This is a genomic window from Chitinispirillales bacterium (genome assembly GCA_031254455.1).
Lineage (GTDB): Bacteria > Fibrobacterota > Chitinivibrionia > Chitinivibrionales > Chitinivibrionaceae > WRFX01.
This window is the reverse complement of the sequence record JAIRUI010000086.1, coordinates 31,646-57,249: the sequence shown is the minus strand read 5'-3', so window position 1 is coordinate 57,249 and position 25,604 is coordinate 31,646. Positions and strand designations below refer to the sequence as shown.

The 25,604-nt window shown below is 38.0% G+C and carries 24 protein-coding genes and 2 tRNA genes; 14 read left to right on the top strand and 12 right to left on the bottom strand.

Annotated features, from left to right (window positions below; translation table 11 throughout):
• Positions 1 to 309: 309 nt before the first annotated feature.
• Both LBH98_06620 and LBH98_06615 read right to left on the bottom strand, forming a co-directional pair.
• Positions 310 to 1,122 carry a hypothetical protein gene (locus tag LBH98_06620; GenBank protein MDR0304423.1) on the bottom strand — a complete coding sequence of 271 codons (813 nt, stop codon included), beginning with the start codon at positions 1,120 to 1,122 and terminating at the stop codon, positions 310 to 312.
• Complete coding sequence (locus LBH98_06615) at positions 1,119 to 1,679, bottom strand: 5-formyltetrahydrofolate cyclo-ligase (protein ID MDR0304422.1); 561 nt, start codon at positions 1,677 to 1,679, stop codon at positions 1,119 to 1,121. Before LBH98_06615 ends, LBH98_06620 begins: the two co-directional genes overlap by 4 nt.
• 25 nt (positions 1,680 to 1,704) lie before the next feature.
• Here LBH98_06615 and rlmB point away from each other — a divergent pair, with 25 nt between their 5' ends.
• The 4 genes from rlmB (at position 1,705) to LBH98_06595 (ending at position 6,419) form a co-directional block, all read left to right on the top strand.
• A complete protein-coding gene (rlmB, locus tag LBH98_06610) occupies positions 1,705 to 2,472 on the top strand; it encodes a 23S rRNA (guanosine(2251)-2'-O)-methyltransferase RlmB (GenBank protein ID MDR0304421.1) in 768 nt (255 codons plus the stop codon).
• 15 nt (positions 2,473 to 2,487) lie between these two features.
• Positions 2,488 to 4,278 carry a DNA mismatch repair endonuclease MutL gene (gene mutL / locus LBH98_06605; GenBank protein MDR0304420.1) on the top strand — a complete coding sequence of 597 codons (1,791 nt, stop codon included), beginning with the start codon at positions 2,488 to 2,490 and terminating at the stop codon, positions 4,276 to 4,278.
• Positions 4,275 to 5,564: a MiaB/RimO family radical SAM methylthiotransferase gene (locus LBH98_06600; GenBank protein ID MDR0304419.1), complete on the top strand. Its 1,290-nt coding sequence runs from the start codon at positions 4,275 to 4,277 to the stop codon at positions 5,562 to 5,564. Before mutL ends, LBH98_06600 begins: the two co-directional genes overlap by 4 nt.
• A 93-nt stretch (positions 5,565 to 5,657) precedes the next feature.
• Positions 5,658 to 6,419 (top strand): class I SAM-dependent methyltransferase, encoded by a 762-nt coding sequence (locus LBH98_06595; protein MDR0304418.1) that lies wholly within the window; start codon positions 5,658 to 5,660, stop codon positions 6,417 to 6,419.
• Here the strand turns inward: LBH98_06595 and aroA are convergent.
• Positions 6,416 to 7,702, bottom strand: a complete 1,287-nt coding sequence (aroA, locus tag LBH98_06590; protein MDR0304417.1) for a 3-phosphoshikimate 1-carboxyvinyltransferase — start codon at positions 7,700 to 7,702, stop codon at positions 6,416 to 6,418. The genes LBH98_06595 and aroA overlap by 4 nt on opposite strands.
• A 192-nt stretch (positions 7,703 to 7,894) precedes the next feature.
• On the opposite strand from aroA, the gene gap reads away from it, so the two are divergent.
• Positions 7,895 to 8,911: a type I glyceraldehyde-3-phosphate dehydrogenase gene (gene gap / locus LBH98_06585; protein ID MDR0304416.1), complete on the top strand. Its 1,017-nt coding sequence runs from the start codon at positions 7,895 to 7,897 to the stop codon at positions 8,909 to 8,911.
• A 53-nt stretch (positions 8,912 to 8,964) separates the two neighbouring features.
• Here the strand turns inward: gap and LBH98_06580 are convergent, their stop codons facing one another.
• Together LBH98_06580 and LBH98_06575 are read right to left on the bottom strand one after the other, a co-directional pair.
• Positions 8,965 to 9,657: a hypothetical protein gene (locus tag LBH98_06580; GenBank protein MDR0304415.1), complete on the bottom strand. Its 693-nt coding sequence runs from the start codon at positions 9,655 to 9,657 to the stop codon at positions 8,965 to 8,967.
• Positions 9,645 to 10,892 (bottom strand): DUF5683 domain-containing protein, encoded by a 1,248-nt coding sequence (locus tag LBH98_06575; protein ID MDR0304414.1) that lies wholly within the window; start codon positions 10,890 to 10,892, stop codon positions 9,645 to 9,647. Before LBH98_06575 ends, LBH98_06580 begins: the two co-directional genes overlap by 13 nt.
• Positions 10,893 to 11,071: 179 nt before the next feature.
• Here LBH98_06575 and bamA point away from each other — a divergent pair, with 179 nt between their 5' ends.
• Entirely contained in the window at positions 11,072 to 13,351 is a 2,280-nt protein-coding gene (gene bamA / locus LBH98_06570; GenBank protein MDR0304413.1) for an outer membrane protein assembly factor BamA, read from the top strand.
• Here the strand turns inward: bamA and LBH98_06565 are convergent.
• From LBH98_06565 to LBH98_06550, 4 genes are all read right to left on the bottom strand, one after another.
• The gene (locus LBH98_06565; GenBank protein ID MDR0304412.1) at positions 13,332 to 14,345 is read right to left on the bottom strand and encodes a class I SAM-dependent methyltransferase; all 1,014 of its coding nucleotides are present in this window, start codon (positions 14,343 to 14,345) and stop codon (positions 13,332 to 13,334) included. The two genes, bamA and LBH98_06565, sit on opposite strands and share 20 nt — an antisense overlap.
• Positions 14,346 to 14,423: 78 nt before the next feature.
• The gene (locus LBH98_06560; GenBank protein ID MDR0304411.1) at positions 14,424 to 15,368 is read right to left on the bottom strand and encodes a PAC2 family protein; all 945 of its coding nucleotides are present in this window, start codon (positions 15,366 to 15,368) and stop codon (positions 14,424 to 14,426) included.
• A gap of 144 nt (positions 15,369 to 15,512) precedes the next feature.
• Positions 15,513 to 16,850: a hypothetical protein gene (locus tag LBH98_06555; protein ID MDR0304410.1), complete on the bottom strand. Its 1,338-nt coding sequence runs from the start codon at positions 16,848 to 16,850 to the stop codon at positions 15,513 to 15,515.
• 193 nt (positions 16,851 to 17,043) lie between these two features.
• Positions 17,044 to 17,223, bottom strand: a complete 180-nt coding sequence (locus tag LBH98_06550) for a hypothetical protein (protein MDR0304409.1) — start codon at positions 17,221 to 17,223, stop codon at positions 17,044 to 17,046.
• A gap of 120 nt (positions 17,224 to 17,343) precedes the next feature.
• Between LBH98_06550 and LBH98_06545 the strand changes: the two genes are divergently transcribed.
• From LBH98_06545 to LBH98_06510, 8 genes are all read left to right on the top strand, one after another.
• Positions 17,344 to 18,021, top strand: a complete 678-nt coding sequence (locus tag LBH98_06545) for a hypothetical protein (GenBank protein MDR0304408.1) — start codon at positions 17,344 to 17,346, stop codon at positions 18,019 to 18,021.
• A gap of 12 nt (positions 18,022 to 18,033) precedes the next feature.
• Positions 18,034 to 19,656 carry a hypothetical protein gene (locus tag LBH98_06540; GenBank protein ID MDR0304407.1) on the top strand — a complete coding sequence of 541 codons (1,623 nt, stop codon included), beginning with the start codon at positions 18,034 to 18,036 and terminating at the stop codon, positions 19,654 to 19,656.
• A gap of 101 nt (positions 19,657 to 19,757) precedes the next feature.
• On the top strand, positions 19,758 to 19,994 hold the full coding sequence (locus tag LBH98_06535) for a hypothetical protein (GenBank protein ID MDR0304406.1): 237 nt from the start codon (positions 19,758 to 19,760) through the stop codon (positions 19,992 to 19,994).
• Positions 19,995 to 20,019: 25 nt separating this feature from the next.
• The gene (locus LBH98_06530) at positions 20,020 to 22,365 is read left to right on the top strand and encodes an HDIG domain-containing protein (protein ID MDR0304405.1); all 2,346 of its coding nucleotides are present in this window, start codon (positions 20,020 to 20,022) and stop codon (positions 22,363 to 22,365) included.
• On the top strand, positions 22,358 to 22,963 hold the full coding sequence (locus tag LBH98_06525) for a hypothetical protein (protein MDR0304404.1): 606 nt from the start codon (positions 22,358 to 22,360) through the stop codon (positions 22,961 to 22,963). Before LBH98_06530 ends, LBH98_06525 begins: the two co-directional genes overlap by 8 nt.
• Before the next feature lie 59 nt (positions 22,964 to 23,022).
• Positions 23,023 to 23,223: a hypothetical protein gene (locus LBH98_06520; GenBank protein MDR0304403.1), complete on the top strand. Its 201-nt coding sequence runs from the start codon at positions 23,023 to 23,025 to the stop codon at positions 23,221 to 23,223.
• A 13-nt stretch (positions 23,224 to 23,236) separates the two neighbouring features.
• Positions 23,237 to 23,311, top strand: a tRNA-Val gene (locus tag LBH98_06515).
• A 15-nt stretch (positions 23,312 to 23,326) separates the two neighbouring features.
• A tRNA-Asp gene (locus LBH98_06510) sits at positions 23,327 to 23,403 on the top strand.
• 106 nt (positions 23,404 to 23,509) lie between these two features.
• Here the strand turns inward: LBH98_06510 and vsr are convergent.
• From vsr to dcm, 3 genes are read right to left on the bottom strand one after another with little or no spacing between them, the layout of a single operon-like run.
• Complete coding sequence (gene vsr, locus LBH98_06505) at positions 23,510 to 23,935, bottom strand: DNA mismatch endonuclease Vsr (protein ID MDR0304402.1); 426 nt, start codon at positions 23,933 to 23,935, stop codon at positions 23,510 to 23,512.
• A 13-nt stretch (positions 23,936 to 23,948) separates the two neighbouring features.
• Positions 23,949 to 24,680 carry a hypothetical protein gene (locus LBH98_06500; protein ID MDR0304401.1) on the bottom strand — a complete coding sequence of 244 codons (732 nt, stop codon included), beginning with the start codon at positions 24,678 to 24,680 and terminating at the stop codon, positions 23,949 to 23,951.
• Positions 24,655 to 25,548, bottom strand: coding sequence for a DNA (cytosine-5-)-methyltransferase (dcm, locus tag LBH98_06495; protein ID MDR0304400.1), 894 nt, complete (start codon positions 25,546 to 25,548; stop codon positions 24,655 to 24,657). The genes LBH98_06500 and dcm overlap by 26 nt, the downstream gene beginning before the upstream one ends.
• Positions 25,549 to 25,604: the final 56 nt, after the last annotated feature.

The following is a 25,604-nucleotide window of genomic DNA, read 5'->3' as shown; positions in this document are numbered from 1 at the left end:
AAAATGAAGACCAAAGACCGAAGACCGAAGACCGAAGACCGAAGACCGAAGAACGAAGACCGAAGACCGAAGACCGAAGACCGAAGACCGAAGACCGAAGACCGAAGACCGAAGACCGAAGACCGAAGACCGAAGACCGAAGACCGAAGACCGAAGACATTCATAATATACAAGTATAAAATACTATTCGCCTCTGTAAAAGTCAAGTTTCTCAAGTAATTATGCGCCATTTCCATCCGTCTATTCTGTTTGATTTTAGCCAAAACTTTAATTAAAATAATATTTGCGTCAAGAGACTGAGTAAAGATTTCAGTTTTTCTTCCAAATAAATTTTCGATACCTGAACAACGATTTGATTACAGCAAAATACGGAAAGCGAAAAATAATTATAAAAATAAATAAAAATATTCCGGCTATCGAAAAACTATACATTATATGTCCGTCGAATTTCCATCCGTTTTCAACAAAATTCGGAATGAATTTAAGTGAAATTCGTTTGTTGTTTTCAAAAGAGGAATTAAATAAAATAAATAAAGAATAAAGCCAGCCCGTTTCCGCCGGATCACGAACTCCGCCGAATAAATTTGATTCTATTTTCGCCGGAGTCAGCAGTTTTAACGATAATTTTATAACCGTCGCAACAAATTTGAGCAACGCTTTAATCGGTTTTTTTTCTTTTTCCCATATTTTTTTTATAAAATCAAACCAATTTCTTTCTTCTTCCGTTTTTTCTTCATCTTCATCTAAAAATTGTAAATCGCTATTATTGCTTTCCTTGTAATTTTCGGACTTTTGTCGTTGTTTTTTCGGTTTTTGAATTTTGATTTTCGATTTCGATTTCCGACTATGTGTTTCTGTTTTGCGTTCGCTTTCATAATAGTCTTTTGATTCTTTTGGAAATTCTATTTCGGTTTTTCGTCTAAGTTTTTCTTTATGTTTGAATTTCAGGAAAAAATCAAAATTATTTCCGTTTGAGCCGAAAGAATACTTAAAAAATATCGTTTCCCATCGAATATTCCAAATATTCGGGGAATAAAAATCAAAAGAAAATTTATTTTCAACAAACAAAACAACCAATATTAAGAAAAGTATTAACAGTAAAGAAATCTGTAAAATTATCATACTTTAATTATACCTTTTTCCGAAATTATTATTGAAACGCGTTCGTCTTTTTCGTCCTCTGGAAGCGGATCTTGCGAAATTTGCATCGAAAAACAAACGCCGATTTTTATCGCATCGCCGCATTTTCGCAAAAACCTGTCGTAATACCCGCCGCCCTGCCCAAGCCGCCTTCCGAAATTATCAAAAGCGATTGCAGGCACAAAAACACAATCGATATCCCGAGGCAAAATAATATTTTTTGGGTTAGGCGATAAAACCTTGTTGCAATCAAACGACATTTCATATTTTTTTGCTTCAAAAACGTCCATATTTCCGTTTTTATCCAAACATCGCGGAAGTCCGAACTTTTCTTTTTTTTCCCATCGTTCTTCACAAATTTCCAAAAGCGAAACTTCACTTTTGCACGCCCAATAAAGAATCGGACGCAAAGCGTTTGTGTAAAAATTCAAAATTTTTATATGTCCGCATATTATTTTAGATAATTTTTCTTTATCTACAGCCTTTTGCCTTATTTCCCTATAGTATTTTCGTAGCGTATCTTTTGTGTTTTCGTCCAAAATTAACCTTTTCAACAGAGTAAAAATGTCTCAAAACGAAACAAATATAATTTACGGAATTTATGCGGTCGAAGAACTTGTGAACAAAAACCGTCAATCAATAGACAAAATATATTTTAACGACAAAAACAAAACCGGAAAATTGTTTGAATTGCTCAAAACCGTAAAAAAAGAAAAGATTTCTTACGCCTGCATCCCGGAAAACAAACTCGGCAAAATGTCGAATAATTTTCCGCATCAGGGAGTAGTGGCGTTTCGCACGATACGTCCTTACGACGATGAAAAAAAATTGTGGGAAATTATTGAAAACGTTCAAAATCCGCTTTTTATTCTTCCCGCCGCAATAGAAGATCCTGGAAATTTGGGAGCGGTAATCCGTTCCGCATGCGCATTCGGCGTATCGGCGATTTTATTTGAACGCAAAGGTGTCGTACCGTTAAACGGAACTGTCGCAAAAACGTCCGCAGGAACAATTGAAAACGCCGTTTTGATTAAGCCGGACAATCTTGAATCGCTTGTAAAAAAAATGAAAGAGTGCGGTATTCAGATAATCGGCGCAGACGGGCGAGGAGAAACAAGTCCGTCGGAAGTAAACTTCAAAAATCCCGTTCTTATTATCACCGGCGGAGAACATGACGGAATACCCGCGTATCTATCAAAATTATGTGATAAAATCATCGCGATCCCCATGGTAAAAGAAGTCGAATCTCTTAACGTTTCGGTCGCTATGGGAATTTTGCTTTACGAGGCGGCAAGACAAAGGCAATTTAAGCGTTTATTATTTTCTCGGTAGAAACGGAGTTAATTTATGCCTCAAATAAAATTACTACCCAAAAATGTCGTCGAGCAAATCGCCGCCGGAGAAGTTATCGAGCGCCCGTCGTCAATTGTAAAAGAACTTCTTGAAAACGCGATTGATTCGGGTGCAGACAAAATTTCGGTTTTTTTTGAAAACGGCGGAATAAGCAAAATAAAAGTCACGGATAACGGTTGCGGAATAGAAAAGGACCAACTTCTTTTGGCGCTTACTCCTCACGCGACAAGCAAAATAAATTCTGCACAAGATTTGTATGCCGTTTCCACAATGGGATTTAGAGGCGAAGCGCTCGCAAGTGTGGCAAGCGCTTCAAAAATGACGCTTACGTCAAGCGTTTCAAACGACGGAGCGGGATATAAAATCTTTTCAAACGGCGGAGATTTCTCCCAAGTTGAACCGGTCGCTCATCTAAAAGGAACGAGCGTCGAATGCCGTGATTTGTTTTTTAATCTTCCCGTGCGAAAAAAATTTTTAAAATCCGAAAACAGCGAAAAACTTTCTATTTTATCGACGGTGGAAGATATATTCACGGCGTTTCCAACAATTCATTTTACATGCATAGCGGACGGCAAAAAAATCTATGACGTTCCGGCCGTTCAAGACCATAAAACCAGAATCTCACAAATTGCGGGAATAAATTTTGCAAACGATTTAATCTATTGCGGAAACGAAAATCCGGAAATGTCGGCGCAAATTTATATCTGTTCTCCGAGCGGAGCGAAACCAAGGCCGAAATATCAAAATTTATATGTAAATCTCCGCAAAATAGACAACGGCGCGATAGCCGGCGCAATTCGAGAAAGTTTTTCACGTTTCATTTCGGCATACGGAAATAAGCCGTCTTGGTTTTGTTTTTTGGATATTGAGCCGTCAAAAATAGACGTAAACGTTCACCCGACCAAACAAACGGTAAAGTTTGACGATGAAAAATCGCTTTTTTCTTTTATTTTTCGCACCGTTTTCAACGAATTGGAAACTTATCAAAAAAACACGATAAATCCTGTTCAAAATCTGCAATATTCGTCCGAAACGCCAAAAGAAAAAATTGCATTTGAAGAATCGCAAAATTGCAAATACAAATTGATTGAAAACCCGAAGTTTGACGAAAACGTAAAAAAACCGCAGCAAATTTCGATGCCGTTTATGAGTTTGATTCCGGCGGAAACTGTTGACGATAAATTTGCCGAAATAGGACTTAACGCAAATTCTTGGGATACTGTCCCTTGCTTTCAAATTCACAATCGATATGTTGCGGTTTCGGTTGCCGACGGCTTGCTTTTGATTGACCAGCATGCCGCGCACGAGCGGATTTTATACGAAAAAATTCTTGACGGAATGGAAAAAGGGATTGAATCGCAATCGTTGATATTCCCCGTAACTATGGAATTGAAACCGTTTGAAAAAGAGATAATTTTATCTGTTCGTGATTTTTTTTCAAAAGCGGGATTTGACATTAAAGATTTTGGCAAAAATACTGTGGCAATTTATTCAATGCCTACGGATTTTTCACGTGAGAGCCAAATAAAAGAGGCGATAGAAGACATTGCGGCGCAGTTTATCCACGAAAACAATTCGGCGATATTATCGTCGGTTCATAGGCATTTCGCCGCGTCTTACGCTTGCGGAGCCGCGATAAAATTTGGACATACGCTTAAAAATCAGGAGATGAACGCGCTCTTAACTGCGCTTTTTTCAACGAAAAACCCCCATATTTGTCCACACGGACGACCTACTTTTTCAAAGATTTCTCTGAACGAAATTGCAAAGAGATTTTTAAGATGACGGCAAAAGCGGCGTTCTATTCGTTTGGCTGCCGAACAAATAAAGAAGAAATCGACGCTGTCGCGTCGTCGTTTCAAGCAAACGGATTCGAAATAATTTATGATAAAAAAAATTTTGACGACGCTGATTTTATTATCGTAAACACCTGCTCGGTCACTCTTACTTCTCAGCAAAAAAATTTCAAATTTGTAGATAGTCTTAAGAAAAAATATCCAAACGCCAAAATAGTCGTTACGGGTTGTTTGGCGCAGCAATCGCCTAAAGATTTTCAAAAAGTCGAATTTGTAATCGGAAACGCTAAAAAAAACGATATTTTTAACATAATATCCAAAGAAAACGGAGGTTGTTTTGTTGAAAACTTAAACAACGCCGAATTAAAAATCTTAAAAACAATCCAGCCGCCGCAAGCCTGCGACCGTACACGATTTTCAATAAAAATTCAGGAAGGCTGCGCCTCATTTTGCAGTTATTGCATAGTTCCATACTTACGCGGAACGCCAAAAAGCGCGAATTTCAACGAAACAATTTCTCTTGCAAAAGACTCTATAAATTTAGGTTATAACGAAATCGTTTTAGCCGGAACCCATATCGGACAATATCAAAACGAAGGCCAAAATTTTTTGGACGTTGCAAAAAAAATTATTTCGATTAACGACAAAATCCGCTTACGACTATCGTCAATGAATCCTGACGATTGCGATGAAAAATTGTTTGAGTTTATGGCAGAAAATCCGCAAATTTGCAGGCACTTGCACGTGGCGGTTCAATCGCTTTCTCCAGAAATCTTAACTTTAATGAATAGAAATCCGAAAGCGATCGAAAATTTGTTTGAAAATTTGCAAAAATATCGAAAATTCATACCGGAATTGAATTTAGGCGGCGATTTTATTGTGGGATTTCCAAATGAAAGCGAAGAAAATTTTATCAAAACGAAAGAAAACATCCAAAAATTCGGATTTAATTACGGACACGTTTTTATGTATTCTTTACGCCCTCAAACGCCAGCCGCAGCCATGAAAAATCAAATTCCTGAAAAAATAAAAAAACAAAGAAGCGAGATTTTACGAGAATTGTTCGTTTTGCAAAGGCAAAATTTTGCAAATTTGCAAATTTCAAAGACGCAGAAAATTATTATAGAAACCGAAAGAGAATTGAGCGGAATTACGCAAAATTATCTGCGGGTAAAAGGTGAAAAAAATCCAAATTTTAGAAAAAACCAGATTGTCGAGGTTGTTTTGAGAAAATATAATTCGGCAAAGAATTTTTTTGAAGCGGATTTGTTGTAGTTTTTTATGACTCGGATTATCTTTTCCTTGACTTTAAACCGATAAAATTATGTATTTTCTGCGTTAAAATATTTTAAAAAAAGGAATTTGCTAATGAGAACGCCCCTCCCCATTACACAAAACGACACAAACAATAAATCGACAGGCTTCGGTCTTCCAGACGATGAAAACGTTCTTCGACATCCTTGGTATTTATCAAGGAGAGAATGTGTTTTAAGCGTTCTCAAAAATAGAAAATTACATAATCTTGCGGATATCGGCGCACGTCATACTTTTTACACAAAAAAACTGAAGACGTTTGTAGATGAAAATATTTATGCGGTCGATATATTATTTCCAGAAGGGTGCGTCATAGAAAACGGAATAAAATATCTTAACGATATAAACAAATTACCTCAAAACGAATTAGACTGCATGGTCATGATGGACGTATTGGAACACATTGAAGACGACGCCGCTTTTTTCAACACGGCGGCGGACAAACTGAAAAGCGGCGGCGCAATATTGATAACCGTTCCCGCATTTCAATTTTTATTTTCCGCACATGACGTTAGAGCGCGGCATTACCGTAGATACGGTCGAAAGCAATTGATAAATTTGCTGAAACGACGCGATATAAAAGTTGAATGCTGCCACTATTTTTACACAACTTTGTTTTTATCATGCCTATTATCTTTTCTTAAAAAAGAAAAATCCGATTACAAAAGCAACAAGTGGAATTATTCGGAAAATCACTTTTTAACGATATTTATCAAAACGATCTTGAATTTGGATTTCGCGATAAATAGAATACTCGACAAAATATTTATCCGTTTGCCGGGGCTGTCTCTTATTGCGGTTTGCAAAAAAATTTAGGCAAAAGATTGCCCCGAAATTTCAATCTTTGCGCCAATCGCCGAAAAGTCGTCTTTGAACGAGGGATAAGTCACGTCCGCCGCCTGTACGGTGTCGATAATCGTCTCGCCGCTTGCCGCCATTCCCGCCAGTGTCAGCGCCATAACCGCTCTGTGATCGCCGTATCCGCTGACATTTGCCGCGTTTAGTTTTGACGGATAGATCGTCATCGCATCGGGAAATTCTTCGATCTTCGCACCCATTTTCCCAAGTTCCCGCGTCATAAGACTAATCCTGTCGGTCTCTTTGATTCGCGCTTGGGCGACATTGTATATTTTTGTCGGTTCTTTTGCCTGCGTCGCCAAAACAGCCAAAGCGCAAATAGCGTCAGGCATAGCGTTTAAGTCTATTTCCAAACCGTGCAAATCACCGCTTCTTGAAACAGTCGCCGTGTTTTGAGTTTTTTCGACTTTTGCACCCATTTTTTCTATAATCCGAAATATTTCTTTGTCACCCTGCGGGTCAGAAAAATCTATATTGCGAATATCGATTTTCCCACCTGTCAAAACCGCTCCGACCGCCGAAAACGTAGCTGAAGAAAAGTCTCCGGGAATCGTTTCTTTTATCGGGACGTATTTTTGTCCGCCTTCTACGGTAAACTCCAAATTTTCAAAATCCGCCGAATAGTTTATTCTCATTTTGTCAAGCCACCAAAGCGTCATTTTCACATAAGGACGTTCAAAAAGCGTTTTAAGAGAAATTTGAGTTTTACCCTTCAAAAGCGGAGCGACCAAAAGCAAAGCGGAAAGATACTGCGAATTGTTTCCGTCTATTTCAATTTTTGCGCCGCTTATTTTTCCGCAAACAGTAAAAGGCGGTCCGCCGAATTTCTTGTGGTATTCAACCTTTGCGCCCATTTTTTCCAAAGCCGAAAGTAAACTCTCCATCGGTCTTGTGCGCAAAGAATCATCGCCGTCGAACGTTATAGGCGTTTCTCCCAGCGCCGCAGCCGCCGAAAACATGTTTGTTCCCGTCCCGGAATTTTCCATATTCACGGATTTCGCTAAATTTACATTCTTTCCGACGCCGAAAACGTGCAACCCGTCTTCTTTTTGCTGCGTTTTTGCACCGATTGCCTTTGCGGCGTTAAGCGCAGAAAATCCGTCACCCGTTAAAAGCGGTTTTTTAATTACCGATTCGCCCTCCGCAAGCGATGCGATAAGTAACGCACGAATCGTATGCGATTTTGAAGCGGGAATTTCAATCGTCCCGTTCAAAACCGACTTTTTTACTTTCCATTTCATAATTCCCTTTCGGTTTTACCGAAAAATACTTTTTTGAAATTAAAAAATTACAAATATTACCGATTATCATGTGAATTAAACATCAAAAGCGACTTTATTTTGCCGGTAATGAAAAAAATTCGCTTACTCTTTTAGCATAATGTATTTTACGGATATGTTTTTAGTATAATAGTTTTTAGTTTTGGAGGATTTATGGCTATTAAAATTGGTATTAATGGATTTGGTCGTATCGGTCGCAATGTATTTCGCAGCGCGGTTGCGAGTTTTGCCGACGAAATCGAAATCGTAGGAATTAACGATTTGCTTGAGCCGGATTATTTGGCATATATGCTAAAATACGACTCGGTTCACGGTAAATTTAAAGGTGAGATTTCAATAGAAGACAATAATCTCATCGTAAACGGCAAAAAGGTACGGTTAACCGCGGAATATGACCCCGCGGATCTTAAATGGGACGAAGTAGGCGCAGATATTATTATTGAATCGACCGGTTTTTTCCTTGATCAAGAAACTGCAAAAAAACATATCGCGGCGGGTGCAAAAAAAGTAATACTCTCCGCTCCGGCAAAAGATAACACGCCGACTTTCGTGTACGGCGTAAACCACAAGTTATACGCGGGCGAGACAATTATTTCAAACGCATCTTGCACAACGAACTGCCTTGCGCCTTTGGCAAAAGTCGTTCATGAAAAATTCGGAATCGTAAAAGGTCTTATGACTACCGTCCATGCGGCGACGGCGACGCAAAAAACAGTAGATGGACCTTCCAAAAAGGACTGGAGAGGCGGACGCGGTATTCTTGAAAATATAATTCCGTCTTCAACAGGCGCCGCGAAAGCGGTTGGCTTGGTTTTGCCGGAACTTAATAAAAAACTTACAGGTATTTCGCTTCGCATTCCGTCAAGCGACGTATCTATCGTGGATTTGACGGCGGAACTTAAAAACGCGGCGACATTTGACGAAATTAAAAAAGCGATTAAAGAAGCGTCGGAAACAGACGTTGAAAAAGGCGGACTCAAAGGAGTTTTGGGTTATACCGAAGAATCGGTAGTTTCGACGGATTTCAGAGGCGACGCTCGTACTTCCATTTTCGATGCTGATAAGTCGTTAGCGCTTGACGGCAATTTTGTTAAACTGCTCTCTTGGTATGACAACGAATGGGGTTATTCAAATAAATGTATTGAAATGGCGAAAGTAATTTCAAAATAGTTTTTGAAAACTTTTTAACGATTGATAAAGCGGATTGAAAACGATCCGCTTTTTTATATTCCGAATAAGAGTGAAACTCCGAATGTTTTTGATTGGGTGTCTATGACGCCGACGACGGCAGGTGCGGATATTTCCACCTTGTCGTTATATTTATTTGTAACAATTCTTGCAGAAACAAAAGCCGCAAGCCGATTAAGCGCAAGAGAACCCAAAATAAGCGTCGATGCGGTTTTCCAATATCCGGCTTTTTTACGAATTTGCGCATATTCATCGCGGCGTTCTTCACTATCCCAACTCCAATAATCGTTTTCATCCGTATATAGTTTATCCAATTCTCGATTATTCTTAATAGCATTGTTAAAATCTTGCGTTTTCATAAAATTTTTGTTCGCCAGATAAGCCCAGTATTGGTCGCCGCTTGATCTTCCGCTTTGTGTATGCGCATACATTCTCGCATAACTTTTTGAGTCGTCGTAGCGGTTCTTGGAAGTAACGTTAGTATAAAAAAATCCGCTCCAAAATAAAATATCGGCGGTTAAAAACGCCGTAGCGGGTTTTTTTTCGGACAAATAAAAAAAACCGGTTCCAGGTAAAATTAAATTCATTCCGCTCGCCGCCCAATTCGGTTTTGTATTTGTTTTTTGTTTAATATCCTGCAAATCTACCGAAATTTCCTGTGAAAACGAATTACAAAAAAATGTAATTATTATAATAAACAAGAAATTTTTCTTTGCTAAAATCTCCATGTGAGTCCCAGTGTTGACGTTAAATTATAGTCGGCGCCAACATACATTCCTCCATTAATTGAAATTCTGCTCAAAATATCTTCCGGTTTTGTACTGTCGCCGGTTTCTTCTTTGAGTAATTTGCGATTATGGATAATCGCCGAAATAAACGCATCCACTGCCGAAGCGACATGGTTCACAAAAATTCCAACGATAAAAACCGAACTGCGCTGCATCTGTTTTCTGCTGTAATCCATCCTTGAATTGTAATCGTTCTGATTTCGCGAAGCGCCAAACACCGCCTTTCCTTCAATCATTATACGCAAAAGCGTGGCGCTGTCAATATCATATTTATCAGGATAAAAACTCGAATATTTATCACCGTAGTCCGGCGCTGCGTCGTCCCAGCCATGAACGCCGAAAATACTTCCGACCCCAAATCTGTTTCCGTAAAAATCATTGTCAAATTCTTCCAAATATCTTTCGTAACCCTTTGTTTCTTTTCCTGTAATAGAATCAAATTCGTTAAAGAATCCTAAATTGTCTCCGAAAATCAATCTGCCGACATCTTTTTCCTTTTCTTCTTCGTAATCGGAATAACTATAATCGATACCTTCTCCGTATTCTGTAAGTTTGCGATAAAATTTTTCTAAACTATCCTTTTCAAAATGCTCTTTAGCAAAATTCTCGGCGTTTTTTCGAACGTTTTTCGCATCTTTTCTAAAATAAATCGCACCCGCTATCATTCCGACTTCAATTGCCGCGTACAGACCGGTACGCCAATATTTTTTGTTGTACGCCTGCCCAAATCCAGGAATTAAAAGCGAATAAAAAAGCGCTTTTTGCGGCGAGCGGTATTGCGATAAATTCCGTGAAAAATCAATTGACGATTCAAACGTAACCGAAGCGGTGTCAAAAACTGAAATTTCTACGACTGAAGCGTCCGTCGGCTTGCCTTGCCCCGTAGATATAGGAGCCGACGACGAAAACGCCGGTATCGCTTGAAGTCTGCCGCTGACGCGTCCCGATTTGGGAACAGTCGTAGTATCAAGGCTGCTTGCGCCGTCGTCAGCCGCAACAACCGTATCTTCTTGAATCTGGAAAGGTTCAACGCTGTTTGACGAGATATTGCTGTCGTCAATAAAGAAATCCTCTGCGCCGAATAACATTAATTCTTCCTCTAACGACTGATTCGTCTGCGCAAAATTGATTTTCAAAAGTATAAATAGTACCGTTACGAAATATAATTTCTTCATTCTTTTTCCTGTAAAACACTAGTTACAACCCATTTTAACAAAATACTTTTTGTTTCAATAAGAAAAAACAAAAACTCGTTTGTATTTTTTGTTTTTTGTGAAATTTCTCCTTTTGTAAGCGCGTCATTAATTATTTTATGAAAAAAATAAGCGGGTTTTTTGAATTTCACGGAGAAATAATGTTTCGTTTATATACGATTTTTGCGCTTTTACTATTTATTTCGGGTAGTATTTTCGCACAAAAAAAATTGGAAAATATAACAATAGAAGGACTTATAAACGAGCGTGAAAAAACTATCTTTTCTATGATTCCCATAAGCGTCGGACAAAATATAGAAAACAAAGATGTCGCAAAGACAATAAAACAACTTTATCGTTCAGGAAAATTTAAAACAATAGATATCGTCCCCCAAAACGAAGACGAATCGTCGGTTTCGTTGAAAATTATAATCGTAGAAAATCCGTATCTTGACGCATTAGAATTCAAAGGAAACCGTAAAATAGGAAAATCACGCCTTACCGAACTGCTGAAAATTCGTCAGGGAGAGCGTATTCCCGATTCTAAAATACATTCTTTAACCGAAATAATCAGAAAAGCGTACGCCGATAAAGGATATTTAAACGTTGACATTACGTCCGAAATAACGGAAACAAAAGTTTTGGGTTACGTCGTTTTAAAATTTTCTATTGACGAGGGCGACAAAGTGCGGGTCGAAGAAATCAATTTTATCGGAAACAGTTCCTTTTCCGATAAAAAGCTCAAACATAAATTTCGCACAAAAGAACGACACATTTTTAGTAGCGGAGAATTTAACGAATCCGTTTATAAACAACATTTAGATTCACTTGTTTTATCTTATAACGAAGAAGGTTACATGGACGCACGTATAATCAGCGATTCCGTGAGCAAAACCAAAGACGGCAAAGGCATAACGATAAACATAGAAATAGAAGAAGGTAAAAAATATTATACCGGCGATTTTTATTTTGTGAATAACGAAATAATCGATTCAGACAATTTACAGGCGGCGGTATTAATGCAAAGAGGAAAACCTTTTGCGCGGACAAAATTTTTAATGACGCGGCAAGCGGTAGGAAACATTTATAGAAATCAAGGCTATTTATGGGCAAGCGCAGAACCAAAGTACAAATATCGCGGCGATACTATAGACGTGATATTTTCGATAACGGAAGGACGTCCTGCAATAGTCCGCAAAATTGACATTACCGGCAATGAAAAAACGCGAGAACAGGTAATACGCAGAGAATTACGTATATATCCGGGGCAGAAATACGACCAATCCGCTATGGAACGTTCAATCCGCGACGTGCGCCAACTAAATTATTTTGACAACGTAGCGCCCGATATATCAATGAATCCCGACGGAACTATCGATTTGATATTCGACGTTAAAGAAAAAGAAAACATAGGACAATTTTCCGCAGGGGTTACCTATTCCGTTCAAGACGGAGTAGGAGGAAATTTCAGCGTCGCGATACCGAATTTTAGAGGAGCGGGTGAAATGCTTGATGCGACGATTGATTTTGCAAAGGGAAGAAAACGATACTCTATAGGATTTATGGAGCCATGGATTTTTAATTCGCCGACTTCTTTTTCATCTCAAATTTTTTATGAGGATGTAAAATATACAAACGAATATTACAATTACAGCCGAGCCGGTATCGAGTACGGGATAGGCCGCCGTTTAAAATGGCCTGACGACTATTTCTCGGCGGGAATCCGCCACTTATTAAGTTACGATTACAACAATACCAACTATTCGTTCATAGACGATTCGCTCGGCGTCAAAATTGTTAATCGCGGTATTCTAAGCAGATGGTATTTGTCAATAACAAGAAACGATACCGATTACCCGCAATTTCCGACCCAGGGCTCAATTTTCAGAATTGGCGGATTCATCGGAGGAACGAACGGACGTTTACTTAGCAACGGGCTTGAAACGTATAGTTTTGTAAAAGGAATAGTATCTTATGAATGGTATTTGCCTATGTTTTGGAAATTCGTATTAGGTGCAAAGACAAAATTCGGAATGATAGGTTCGCTAATTGAACGACAGCAACCTATTATAGCATACAGCGACTTGTTCCAAGTCGGCGGAGTGTATTACGACGGGATCTTACGCGGTTATGACGAAGGAGAGGTAAGCATAAATCTTAACATGGCTACTGTTTCCGGAGAAATCCGTTTTCCCATAGTCGACCAGCAATTTTATATGGGAACTTTTTTCGACATGGGTAACGGATGGAAAAACGCTTCGCAAATCGACTTAACCGATATGTGTAAAGGCGTAGGATTCGGATTTCGCCTAATGCTTCCTATGGTAGGACTTTTAGGATTTGACTTTGCTTGGGGGCTTGACGATCCGCAGGCAAGATTCATGTCCGACGGACGAAAATCAAAATTTAATTTGCATTTTATTATGAATCGCGGCTTCTAAGTCTGAGAATAGTCTGAAAACCGCCTACCGAATCAAATATGCTGACAACTTCCAACTGCGCCGCTTTCGCATATTCCATCATCTCGTCGCAATGATACATTCTGGACGTTCCGTTTGCCATAGCGGTGAAATATAAAGAAGTTCCTACAAGCGCAAGTTTAGCCTGCGGATGTTTTTGCGTATCGACAAACGGCTCCATAATGTACAAAAACCCGTTTTCGTTCAACGCTTCTTTTCCGCGTTTGAGTAGTTCTATAATATCTTTCGGAGGAAAACAATCCAAAAACTGGCTCATCCAAACCGCATCAAAATTTTTCGGGAACGCTTTTGAATGGTCGAGCAAATTTAACGCAAAACCGTCGATTCGTTCTTGAAATCCGGCATTTTTTGCATTTTCTTTCGCAGCGACAAGTTGTCCTTCATGGTCTAAAATAGTAATTTTTACATAATCGCAAAATTGCGCACATTTTATCGCAAATCTTCCGGTGTTTCCGCCGACATCAAGAATATTTTGGCATTTTCCATTTTCAAAAATAATTTTCAGCGCTTCGTCAAACGCCGTATCCGAATAGTAATGGTCAAATTCAAACCAACTCTTTTTAACTTTTGGAGAAAGTTGTGAAAGTCCGGCGTAAATAGTATCCCATTCTCCGAAAACTTTTAGTCCGACAGGTTTTCGCTCTTCAATAGACTCGCCTAAAAAGGCAAAACCTTGATAGCAAACGTCGTTTATGAAATTCAAGTTTCTTTTTGTGATTTCGTCGGAAATTAAAAGAAATCCCATTTTTGACAAATAATATTTATTTTCGTTATTAATTAAAACGCCCGCCGCCTCTCCCGCTTCAAGCAAAATTCTTGCGGCGTAATCGTTTAATTTACAAAAAGCCGCTATTTCTTTTTCGGATTTTCCTTCATCGTTTTCGTTAAGAAAGTTTAGAACGCCTTTATTTCGCAAAATAATCGCCGCGTGAAAAAACGCGGGCGCAAACGCCAATGCCTGCGCTTTTGCCGCCGCTTCATACGCTTTTGTTTTATCTAAATTGAAAATCTTTTTCGCTATTTTACTATCTCCTTACTTAAACAACTTTAAAAACCTGTCTTCGTAAAGTTCATATACGTTCCACCTGTCCAATTCTTTTTTAAGAACGACCGCTTTGTTCCTGTCGTTTGCCGCGTCCTGAAATAAACGCTCTATTTTCTCCATAATCGCTTCGGGAATCGGTTCGTCGCCGTTAAGCGAATTATCCGATAATATATCGTCTATCGGATTTGAAACATTTGTCTCCGGCTGCAGTATTCTATAGGGAAATTCTTTAATTTTATCTTCAATTGAATTAAAATGTTCATTAACAAGCATAATTTTTTCTTTAATACTTGTCTTATCAATTTCGATTTCAAGCAAATCCTCAAACAATTCAATAATTTTTAACGACGCTTTCGGATAGTAAGTATTCGCCGCAAAAACCGGAACCGTCCCCAAAAAACATCCCGCTTCAATATTATATTCTTTAGCGAGTCCCAGCAAAAGTCCGTTATGCCCGGCTATACAACCCTCCGTAAGCGGAATTACGCTCTTTCGTTCAAACTCTTCCAAAACGTTTTTTTCGGTAAACGCTCCATAAATCTGCGATTCGACTTTGTGTGTCGTATTTACGGGAAGCGCGGCAAGAGTATAAAGTCGTTTAACTCTCGCATATGCGGCAAGACGGATTAGTGATTTTGCAATTGCCAATCCGTCCCTTCCCGTTATTTGTACGTTGCTTTCAAAAACCAGCAAATCGGGATTTCGCTTGTAATAAATAATTGAAGCCGGAGGTTTTGGAAAATCTGCAATTCCGTCGTTAACGACTACGAGTTCGGGAACAAAATACGGTTTCATATCTATTTCGGCAAACGGGTACGCTCCTATTTTTTCGCGAATATAATTTGCGGTCATAATTCCGACGTTTCCAATTCCGGGCCAAGCGGCAATGAGTATCGGACTCGTATCAAACTTTACGTTTTCAAAAATTCTCACAAAAACCTCCCGTAACTCTTTTCACAAAAAATACTTTTTTAGATATCATACAAACAATAAATTCAACAAAAAACGAAATTTTACAAACAAAAAAAGCGCAGACAAATTATGTCTGCGCCCAAAATTTTCTAAAAATTTCGGATTTTAGAACGACGCTATGAAAGCGATTTCATATCTGGCAAGAGATTTTGAGCGTTCGTCATTGTCGACATACGCTTTAGTTGTCCGTTCATACCAGCCTGCCCCGTTGTTTTGCCAGTAACGAAGACGCGGAACAATCGACATCTTTTCGTTAACCGCAATCGCGAAACGGGCGTCTATATGATTCGTGAAAGATTTCTTGTCGTTATCTTTGCTTACCGCGGAATCGGCGCCGTTGCTTGATATATCGAACGCATATTTCGCACGAATAGTAAACAACTTACTGTTTTCACCGCCGAAAGTAAATACCGGTTCTACTCCCGCGCCGATAAGATTGTAACGTTCCTTATCATCGCCCAAATTGTCTTGAACCGCGCCTATGTTAGCGTTCAAAGAAAATGGAGTTGCAATCTTAAAACTCATGTCAATGCCTTCGGCGATAACAGGTTTTCTGTCTGAATTTATTGTACTGTCATTAATCTTCAAATCGCCTCTGGTTTTAACGCTGATAAGCGGTCTCAAACTGACTTTCTTTTCGGCAAGAGACAAATCCGCTCCCACCATAATTCTTCCGTCGCTGTACGGTTTAACTGTATCGGCGCCCGCTATTTCAAGTTTATTCCAATTAGTGTTATCGACTATACCCGCCGTCAGAAAAATTTTGGCGGAAGGCGTAACGGGAAACGCAAAATCAAGTCCGGCAAGCGAATTGAAGTACTGGTTTCCATAAACTTTCGACGGATCTTTTTCACTCCAGTTGGTTTCCAAATCAAGCGCCGTATTGTTTGCAATATTTAACAATCCGCCGGAAAGATGGAAAACTTTTGCCGCTTTCCAAGTGAAATATGCGTTCGGTAAATAAACGGCAATCATATTTTTAAGATTGCTTCCCGACCCTGCGATAGCGGTTCCGGCTTCCGCAGAAGGTTCAGATAAACGGAAGTTAAGATCAAGTTTTTCATTAACCGCGACGCTCAACTTGTAACTCCAGCCGAGCATCAAACGGCGTTGATTCGCTGCAGGATTATCAATTTTATCGCCGGAAGCGTCGTTACTTCCCAAGATTTCCATCCGAGGCGTAAAAGACACTGCCCCGCTTTGCTTGATTTTAGGATACTCGCTTTTCTTCTCTTCTTTTTTCTCTTCAAGTTTTACGGCGACAGGCGCAGGCTCTTCAACCTTTGCAATAATTACCGGTACCGGCGCAGGTGCGGGTTCTTCTTGTATGAACGCGCTCTCATCCGACATTTCCTGTTCCAACATAACCGCTTCGTCTTGCACATCCTGTGCAGACAACGAGAACGTTAACGACAACGCAACGATTCCCACCAATTTTTTCATAAAGCCTCCAAAATAAATTAAAAAACCGATAAATTATAAAACCAATATAAACCAAACGTCGATAAATTATAAAATGCAAATTAAGCGCGACGGAAACTTTTACAAATTTTTACAAATTTTTACAAACTTATTACAATTTAAAGGACAAGAATAACTTCCCGCCCTTTATAAATCACACATTATTCACAATTGATTATAAACCGATAGGCGCACGCGACTTTGTCAAAAGTCCGCATTTACACTCGTAACCCATAACGTTTTTTGAGACGGACATGATTCTTATCGGTTTTCTCTCGTCGCCGCACACAGGACATTTCATTATTGATGCGACGCCTCTGTTTTCACGCGCGTTCTTTGAACCTTTTGAATTCATAAAAACTCCTTGCAATTATCAATTATTTATTTTTCTGTATTAAAAAATATAATATTTCCAAAAGCGTTGCGGGAAAAAATTATATTTCGAATAAGATTTTCATAAAATTAAGGATTTTTCATGAAAAAAACAATATCGCTGCTTTTTATCGCATTTTTTTTCATTTCCTGTTTCAACAACAAATCCGGTTCGCCGACAAGCGGGCAAGAAACTAAAAAAAACAACTATCTTACGGAAAATATAGTTAAGTATTATTTTGATAATATAGTCGAGAATACAAAAGAAAGAACGGAATTTATAGGAACTTCGCTCAAAAAAGACCGTGAATTCATGTTGTCCGTTTATTTACAGGATTATTTCAGCGCATCGGTTTTGTCGTCCGCCGAAAAATACACTTCGCCTAAAATCAACTATTGTAAAGTGGGTTTTTTATCCGAAGGCGAGTTTTATCCTCTGTCGGAATTTGGGGAAAACAGGAGTTTTGAGGCGTATGAGAAAGAATTCAGCGTGATAAGCGACAGTTTGTGGACAATTTTAAGATACGACGACAGCGGAATTTACATAACAGCCGCTACGCTCGTGAAAAATAAAGATTTTGAAAATTTAAAAAATATTCTCTTCGGAAGTGAAATTTTGGTTCTGTACAATTCGACTGTCGTCAATTCTACGCTGGAATTGGACGGCAAACCGGCGGTTTTGAATTCGGACACAGATTCGCTTTCTATAAACGGCAAAAAGTTCGGCTTTCAAACTATTATCGTTACGGATGAAATAAACGTTTTGGTTTTAATGCAATAATAGGGGGCTTTGATGAAATTAAAAACATTTGCAATGTTTTTATGTGTTACTTCAATTGTTTTTTCGAAAGATTTTTTGAGCAAAGAATTTATTGATACGACCATTCAAGGTGCGTATTACGGGTTTGTGGCGGCAAACAAAGAAGCCGGCGGCTCTACGCAAACGTCGGCGATCCAAAAGGCGAAAGGAGTAGTCTCGGAACTTAAAAAACTTGCGGAAAACGATCCGAATAAAAGATATATTTTATGGCGGCTTTCGGAATTAGAGGCGCAAATCGGGCTTGAAGAAGAAGAAGTTATGCTTAAACAAAGATACGCCACGGTGAAGAAAATAAACGAACTGGTAGATTTGTTTAACAAAGAAGTATTACAGCCGCGTCCTAATTTCGCAAATCTTTATACGTTATACCAAAGAATGTCTGCCGTCGATGTCAGCAAAACAAACGAATTTGCGGAAATTATAAATCAAAAAAATCGAAGCGTTTCGTTTAATCTGAAACAATCCATAACAAACGCTTTTGCCGATAACGATTACACCCGCGCCGATAACGATTATGATTACGCAACGGAAAATCGAAAATATTTAAATATTTCCAATTATGAAATAGAGTCGTGGCGAAAAAACATTCAGGCGAAAAGAGACGCCGATTATTTGAAAGCGGGCATTGATAATCAAATCGCCTTTGTCAACGGAATAGTTTTGCAAAATCGTTTATCGGAAGCGAGGCGGCATATCGAGGTGTTAAATAACAATTTGACAGGCGCAAGCGTTCTCTTGACTCAAAGCTTTATTTCATCGACAAAAATGAAAATAAACAATCTTTCGGCAAATATAGACAGGCGTGAGGATTCTCTCATTCAATACGGATATTCGCTTGTAAACGGGCAAAAGTATAAAGAAGCGTCAATATTTCTTAGAGAAACGCTTTTTCCGTCTGGCGCAGACAGAAATAGAACGGCGGCGATCGACAGAGCGATTATCGAATCCAGCGGCGGCAAAATAAACACATATGAAAGCAATCTGGAATTTGAAAACTTTTCCGAAGAAAGCGTGACGGCGATGAACGAAGCCATGAAACAAAAGATTAAAACTAAAACCGATTCCATACGATCGGCAAACGAGGCGGACGACATTAAAGCTCAGGCGCATTTTGAAAAAAAGAATAAAAATTTTATAAACAAATATGTTTCAACACACATGAAACAAAAAAAGATACAGTATCAATGCGACGATTTTCTGGCGGAAATTTCTAAAATGTTTGCACAAGGAAAAGGTGCGGCGGCGGTAAAAAAATTCAAAAGCAAGAAAGATCTTTGTTTTGCAAACGCTACGCCAAAGAACTATTATGACGTAAAAGTTTTGGTAAACAATCAAACAAATATAAAAAATGACGCCGACAGCGAACTTATTGCGATGATGAAAAAACATAAAGAAAATTCCACAGAAGGGAAACGGGAAAAATCTATACAAATTACAAAAGAAATAAACGATATGATAGCCAAAAACAATGCGACGCAAGCATATTTATTGTTTTATTTCAACAGGTCGCTTTTAGACGAATTTTTTCCTTATGAAAAACTGTCCAGTATCAGAAGAGCGCTGGTTAAATCATACATAAAAGAAACGGGTATATAGACAAAATTATTGGAACTTCGGTAAAAAAACAATATTGCTTAAAACAATATATTATTTTAGAATATCTTGGGCTTTAACATTTAAATTTGGAGGTTATCTTTATGTTTTCTTTGAAATCGTCGCTTAAAGCTTTGGTTTTGCTGTCCGTGTCAATGTTTTTTGTCGGATGCGGCGGAACAAACGCAGGCAAAAGCGCGGGAGGACGTTCTACTGCGCCGTCAGAAGCGCAAACGCAAAAATTGAATGAAACAAAAGCGTCCGCAGAAGAAGCGGAAAACGCCTATTATGAAAAAAAACTTGAAAGAATAGAACTTGAAAAACAAATGGAAGACAAATAAGTAACTCTATCAGAGTTTGTTTTCAATGAACTTATCTTACAGTAAAAGAAAAACATTAAAACTCAAAACTTACGAAAAAAAGGTTTTGAACCCGATTGTGTTTGTGAAACGTTATTGGCTGGCGATATTTATCTTTCTTTCGTCTCTTTTTGTTTTTTTCCCGTACGACGACAAAAACAGCGGAGACATGTTTTATCCCAAAGTGGGAGAAGTTTCAAAAGAAACGATAATTGCGCCTTTTTCGTTTGACGTAGTTAAAACCGATCAGGAATTACTGTCCGAAAGCGAACGATTAAGCCAAAAGGTCTTGCCGGTATTTCGTTATAGCGCATCCGCATCCAGAAAAACGACAACCGCAATCGACACTATTATCGCCTCAATATACAAATATACGGATACGCGAAAAGACGATACCTCACGTGCATATTACATGAAAACCATTGAGAATTTTATTTCTCCGGCGCCGAAAATCTTTATAGAAGAACCGAAAATCCTAAACGATTTAAGAGGATTAATTTTGTCGGCGAGTAAAAAAGGACTTATGGATAAAATCGTAGCCGCTTCCGATATTGAAGGAGAGGCGCTTCAAAAAGAATACAACACCAAAGAAAATTATATACATTCCGCTAGTAATTTTATAGAAATTTTTGACGAAAGCGATTCGATAAATTTGAAATTACGAGCCGTTTCCGTTGATTCCGTCCAAAGTATTTTTGAGTTTCGGATAAAAACGGCTAAAGATCTGTCGGCGATTTATTCGCAAAATAACAATAATTTCTCTTCAAAGGAAATCAGTTCCGCAATATTTGCATTGACTGGAAAAATCGTTAAACCGTCGCTTATTTACGACAAGAAACGGCATGAAGAAAATCTGAACGCCGCGTTCGTTTCTATAAGCAATGTCAAAGAAACCATAATAAAAGACGTCGCCATCGTCCGTCAGTATCAATTGGTTACAGGTGAAATATATAGAGTGCTTGAAACTTTGCGTACGGAAAAAATCAAACGACAACAGGATGTCCATAATTTCAGACAAACCGCTAATCTAATAATAATTTTTACCGCAATAATAGGATTTACCGTAATGATTATTTTTCACATAGGAAAATATATTCCGCAATTTTTAACAACACAGAGGTATTTCCTTTCGCTTTCCGTAATTTGCGCTATTCAGTTTTTTCTTACGTGGCTGACACTGACTATCGTAAATATGATTTACACGCAAAAAGACAATTTGCCGCTCGAAACGAATCAAATTTGGGACGTTATATCTTGGAGTCCGGTTTTTACGGCTATACTTTTGACGTCTCTTCTTTTCCGCAGGCAAACAGGTTTTTTAATTTCAGTATTCTTTTCCGTTTATTTTTGTTTAATTTCTCGGTTCAGTGTAATTGTTCCTTTGAGCGTTTTGATTATAGGCGGATTTGTTTCTCATTATTCGCAAAGAATAAAATATCGTAAACACCTTCTTTGGATGATAGCGCTCATGGCGTTGGCAAACGTCTTTATAGGGTTTGGACTTAATTTTGTCAATAACACGCTTTTTTTACAAACGCCTTTCACTTTGATTGTCGCTCCTTGTTTGGAAGTGATAGTTTCGGTTACGGTCGTCTATTTGACTCTTCCGCTTTTTGAATATCTGTTTGGAGTCGTTACGATAACAACGCTTTTGGAACTTGCAGACATGAGCAATCCTCTGCTTAAACGGCTTGCCATCGAAGCGCCGGGGACATTTAATCATAGTCTGGCGGTCGGAAACCTTGCTGAATTAGGCGCTGCGCGAGTCGGTGCAAATCCTCTTTTATGTAGAGTTCTCGCGTATTATCATGACGTAGGAAAAATAAAAAATCCGATATATTTTACCGAAAATCAATTAGACCGTAAAAACCCTCATGATAAACTTAGTCCTATAAGAAGCGCAAAAATTATTATCGCCCACATACGCGACGGCTGCGAACTCATTGACGAATACAGGATTCCAAAAATCATAAAAAACGGAATAATCCAACATCACGGAACAAGTACCGCCGGAATTTTCTATCAAAAAGCATTGGACCAAAAGAAAGAAGACGAAAAAATAGATATAGAAGAATATTCGTATAACGGCGAAAAACCTCAAACGAAAGAAACGGCCGTTTTAATGCTTGCAGATAAGGTTGAAGCAATGTCAAAATCGATAAAAGGAGAAAATGAAACGGATTTGCGTAAAAAGATACAAGATAATGTAAGAAAAATAGTAATTTCCGGTCAATTAGACGAGTGCGGGCTGACTTTTAGAAATATTTTTGAAATAATAAATGATTTTATGCCTGCGCTAAAAGGTATTTTTCATGAGAGAATAGAGTATCCGGAGGATAATAAAAATGTTTAAAAGAGAGCATTTTCTTATTAATAAAGAAATTCAAACGGCTTATATGATTTCGTTTTTGGTGCCGATGACGGTAATGCTGCTGATAATGATGGCGATTTTTGTTTTCGCGTTAAGGAGCGGAGTGTCATCGTCAATGGAAACTACAACCCGCGAAATAAACGATAAAATCGCAAATTCTCTCGTTGGGAAAGATAAACCGACTGAACGAGATTATAGAATTGCGATAGAAGATTTGAGACTGATGCTTAACGGTAAAGATTCAAAATTAAACCGCGAGAAAAACGTGAATACGATAATTTTGTCCTTAACGTATATTTTGTTGCCGGGTTTTCTTCTTGCAATTGTTGAACTTGTTTTTTTGACGATATTTTTCTCTCACAAGATAGCCGGTCCCGTTTTTAGAATGGAAGTTGCGTGTAAAAGGGTTATTGATGGAGATTACAAAGAAGAAATTCATTTGAGAAAAGGGGATAAGATGGGAAATCTTGCTCTGCTTTTTAATAAAATGACGGAAATTACCAGAGAACGAATAAATGAAGCGATTGAATTAAAAGACGATTTACAAAAAGAAAACTTCAAGGCGCAAAAAAAACTTTGACCCTTGACTTATTAGCGTACACAAAACTATTTTAGTCCTATTGTATGTTGGAGAAAGCTATGAATGTAAGGTCGATTATAAATGTTAAGTTGCTCGTAGCGGCAATAATTGTCGGAATTATCGGATATGTTTTGCTTGCAGTAGCCCCCATTGATAACGCGCTTTCTTGGACAGTAGCCCCGTTTGTTCTTGTTTTTTGTTATTTGGTAATGATACCGCTTGCGGTTCTTCTAAAAAAAGCAAACGTTGAAAACAATTGAATTTCTATTTTTTGGGGGATTAGCTCAGTTGGTTCAGAGCACCTGCCTTACAAGCAGGGGGTCACAGGTTCGAGCCCTGTATTCCCCACCGCCATTATAAGACGGACCGGTAGTTCAGCCGGTTAGAACGCCTGCCTGTCACGCAGGAGGTCGCGGGTTCGAGTCCCGTCCGGTCCGCCACATTTTTTTGATATCGCAGAAGTTACCGACAAATATTTTTACTTGAACGTTTTGCAATCGAAAAATTGAACATTCGATTATTTATACGATATAGAATCTATATTTTTTAATTCAACGATTTTTTATGAAGTTGACTTACTAACAAATTTAACTTTTTTTCTTTATTGCCCGCCTTCAACTCGCACTCCCAAATAAAAATAACATTCCAACCTGCAATTTTTAAAGATTCTTCGTTTTTAAGGTCTCTTTTGATATTTGAAGATATTTTTTTTGTCCAATAATCAATATTAGATGTAGGAAGTTTAGCCGCTTCACAATTTTTGTGTCCATGCCAAAAACAACCATGAATAAATATGACTGTTTTGTATTTTGGCAATACAATGTCTGGTTTGCCAGGTAAGTTGGCGACATTTTTCCGGAATCGAAATCCCTTTGAAAATAAATATTTCCTAACTAAAATTTCAGGCTTTGTATCTTTACCGGACACTTTTGACATTATTTCGGAACGCTTTGATTTGGAAAACGTATCCATAATTACCTAAAAATCATAAAATTGCGACCCAATTTTGTTCAAATCCTATACTTTCCATTGTTTTTTCAAAATCCAAAACCGCTGGACGTTTAATTCTAAATTTCTTTGCAGATACAGGTATATCATATAATATTGTAAATTGAGATCCGTGCGGTTGCCATGTAAAAGCATGTTTATTTGAAAGAATATCAAATCCTTCTAAATTTCCATTTTTATTTTCTTTCCAAATATAATTTTTAGTGATAAAACGTTCCGTTTCATTTTCAAACAATAAAAATTCTAAGCTGTTAAAATTACGCACAAGAATACTCGTACGTAACGGCTCATATTTTTCTTTTGCTATATTTATTCGTTCATTCCATATTCCTAACACTGCGGCGCCAGTTTTTTGAATATCTTCATGCGGATTTGAAATATTATAAGAATAATCCGGCGAACAACGACCGGATATTAATCTAATATGCTTTGCTGTTAAAGGATTTTCTAATTTAACGGATTTTACAGACCATGCCATTCCTTCGTAAATAACATCAGCTATCCCAAGCGGACTATTCAGGTGTCCGCCGTTAATTGCCTTTGCAAAAATATCACCCCAATCTTCGCCGTCTATGTCGGATTTTCCGACAGCAAAATAATATGTCATCCATTTGCCGATAGAATACACAACTTCATCAGAAATTTGTCCTAAAGGGTATAATTCATATAATTTCTTTTCTTTATTATCTCTTAGTTTTGGTCTCTGCAAGAAGCGCCTCCTTTAGCACAGCTTTTATGACATTAACAGGCACTGCGTTCCCTGCTTGTTTCCTTGTTTGGCTATCGTTACAAACAATTTTAAAGGTATCAGAAAAACCTTGCAAACGAAGCATTTCACGAGGCGTCAATCTTCTATTTCCATTTACAAGTAAATAATTATATGACGCTCCGGCGCGTAAGGCGCACGAATAAGGGTAACTTGATATATTGCCGCATTTATTTTCATGCCATATACTTGGAAAGAATTCGCTTTCATGTTTTGATTTTCTCTTTTTAATAATTTTTTCACTTGCAAAATGTTTAACTTCAACATTATTTTCTTTTTCCAATATATCTTCTAAATTCCCCTTAATTTTATATTTAGGAAAAGAAAAATTAATGGATTTATCTAAAAACCCTACTATAATGATACGCTCTCTCTTTTGCGGAAGCCCAAAATTCAGTGCATTTAAAACATCATTATAAACTTTATAACCTAAATTTTCCAATGTTTTCAAAATAACATCTAACGTTTTCCCTTTATTGTGGGTTTTCAATTGTTTTACATTTTCCAAAATAAACATTTTAGGTTTTTTTTCACTTAATATTTTAGCAATTTCAAAAAACAACGTTCCTCGAATATCATCAAATCCTAATTTTTTTCCTATTATACTGAATGGCTGGCAAGGAAAACCTGCAAATAAAATATCATGTTCGGGTATTTCTGATTTATCTAATTGTGTTATATCGCCGTACGGAGTTATGCCATAATTCAATTCGTACGCCCGTTTTGCTTCCGAATCAATCTCGCAGGCAAAAACACATTTCCCGCCTAAATCGTCCGCCGCCTGATGAAATCCGCCTATACCGGCAAACAAATCTATATAACTAAAATTCAAAATCTCCTACCTTTAGCTTTTCATTCGTTTTTTCG

Bases quoted from the DNA above. Each gene is read 5' to 3' on its own strand.
- LBH98_06530 (MDR0304405.1), top strand. From the start codon at position 20,020: ATGAACTTATCTTACAGTAAAAGAAAAACATTAAAACTCAAAACTTAC.
- LBH98_06540 (MDR0304407.1), top strand. From the start codon at position 18,034: ATGAAATTAAAAACATTTGCAATGTTTTTATGTGTTACTTCAATTGTT.
- gap (MDR0304416.1), top strand. From the start codon at position 7,895: ATGGCTATTAAAATTGGTATTAATGGATTTGGTCGTATCGGTCGCAAT.
- LBH98_06535 (MDR0304406.1), top strand. From the start codon at position 19,758: ATGTTTTCTTTGAAATCGTCGCTTAAAGCTTTGGTTTTGCTGTCCGTG.
- LBH98_06520 (MDR0304403.1), top strand. From the start codon at position 23,023: ATGAATGTAAGGTCGATTATAAATGTTAAGTTGCTCGTAGCGGCAATA.
- LBH98_06600 (MDR0304419.1), top strand. From the start codon at position 4,275: ATGACGGCAAAAGCGGCGTTCTATTCGTTTGGCTGCCGAACAAATAAA.
- mutL (MDR0304420.1), top strand. From the start codon at position 2,488: ATGCCTCAAATAAAATTACTACCCAAAAATGTCGTCGAGCAAATCGCC.
- LBH98_06580 (MDR0304415.1), bottom strand. From the start codon at position 9,657: ATGGAGATTTTAGCAAAGAAAAATTTCTTGTTTATTATAATAATTACA.
- vsr (MDR0304402.1), bottom strand. From the start codon at position 23,935: ATGGATACGTTTTCCAAATCAAAGCGTTCCGAAATAATGTCAAAAGTG.
- LBH98_06550 (MDR0304409.1), bottom strand. From the start codon at position 17,223: ATGAATTCAAAAGGTTCAAAGAACGCGCGTGAAAACAGAGGCGTCGCA.
- LBH98_06545 (MDR0304408.1), top strand. From the start codon at position 17,344: ATGAAAAAAACAATATCGCTGCTTTTTATCGCATTTTTTTTCATTTCC.
- LBH98_06555 (MDR0304410.1), bottom strand. From the start codon at position 16,850: ATGAAAAAATTGGTGGGAATCGTTGCGTTGTCGTTAACGTTCTCGTTG.
- LBH98_06595 (MDR0304418.1), top strand. From the start codon at position 5,658: ATGAGAACGCCCCTCCCCATTACACAAAACGACACAAACAATAAATCG.
- rlmB (MDR0304421.1), top strand. From the start codon at position 1,705: ATGTCTCAAAACGAAACAAATATAATTTACGGAATTTATGCGGTCGAA.
- LBH98_06575 (MDR0304414.1), bottom strand. From the start codon at position 10,892: ATGAAGAAATTATATTTCGTAACGGTACTATTTATACTTTTGAAAATC.
- LBH98_06620 (MDR0304423.1), bottom strand. From the start codon at position 1,122: ATGATAATTTTACAGATTTCTTTACTGTTAATACTTTTCTTAATATTG.
- aroA (MDR0304417.1), bottom strand. From the start codon at position 7,702: ATGAAATGGAAAGTAAAAAAGTCGGTTTTGAACGGGACGATTGAAATT.
- LBH98_06525 (MDR0304404.1), top strand. From the start codon at position 22,358: ATGTTTAAAAGAGAGCATTTTCTTATTAATAAAGAAATTCAAACGGCT.
- bamA (MDR0304413.1), top strand. From the start codon at position 11,072: ATGTTTCGTTTATATACGATTTTTGCGCTTTTACTATTTATTTCGGGT.